General features: G+C 63.7%; 1 protein-coding gene. It reads right to left on the reverse strand.

All coding sequences use genetic code 11. From position 1 onward, the window contains the following. On the reverse strand, window positions 1–832 hold an 832-nt coding region (locus CV770_RS41185), incomplete at its 3' end, for a transposase (protein ID WP_104466329.1). Window positions 833–999 lie beyond the last annotated feature (167 nt).

The following is a 999-nucleotide window of genomic DNA, read 5'->3' on the forward strand; positions in this document are numbered from 1 at the left end:
CCTGTCGCAATCTTTCATAGAAGGCCTTGAACGGATCGGCCCGTCGAACCGCGTTGAGAGCAGCCATGTAGAGAGCGTCGCGAACGCGCTTTCGACCGCCGGCGATCTTGCGTTTGCCACGGAAGGCGCCGCTGTCGACGTTGAAGGGGGCAAGGCCGGCGAGCGCCGCGATCTGCTTGGCTCCGACGTGTCCGAGTTCCGGCATCTTCGCGATGAGCTGCATGCAAGCCACGGGACCCACACCAGGCACTGAGCGCATCAACCGCGCATCGTCTGCGATCTCCGGCTCGGCCTTTGTTAGTGCCTTGATGTCGGCTTCGATCTCGGCAATCTCGCCGTCAAGGACCTCGATGAGGCGGCTGATGCGTTCGGCCATGGCCCGGTCGTCGACTTCACTGCGTCGGTTCTTCTCCTGCGCGCGCATGAGAACCAGCTGATCTCGCCGTTTTGCAAGCCTCGCCAAGGCATTGCGGGCGGGATTGGCAGCCTGCTCGCTGGCCGGCTGCATGGCCCGGGCAAAAGCTGCCAGCATTCGCGCGTCGATCGGATCGGTCTTGGCGAGCTGCCCGCTGGCGCGAGCGAAATCGCGAGCTCGGGCCGGGTTGATCCGGGCGAAACGGATGCCAGCCAGACTCAGCGCCTCGCGAAGCTCGAGGTCATAGACACCCGTGGCCTCGAAGACGACCAGCACGTTGCATCGCCAACGCGCCGCGATCTGTGTGATGGCCTGCGGCGCGTTGGCGATGCGCTCCGGCACGCCTAAACCGTCATCGAAGATATCGAGGTGTTGTTTGGAGACGTCGATTCCGACGCAACGAGCGGGTATGATCACGGTGCCTGTCCCTGTGATGCGAGGTCTGTTGGCGCAGCCTCGTGCAACTGTTCAGGTTGGTAATGGAACGGGCGGGAGACCGAGCCGGCTCACGGCGTCAAGCGCCAAGGACCCAACGGCTTCCCGCCCAACCCCATCCTGACAGACTTCCAAGACACAGGGACCCA

The sequence above is a fragment of the Bradyrhizobium sp. AC87j1 genome (assembly GCF_002936975.1).
GTDB lineage: Bacteria > Pseudomonadota > Alphaproteobacteria > Rhizobiales > Xanthobacteraceae > Bradyrhizobium > Bradyrhizobium shewense.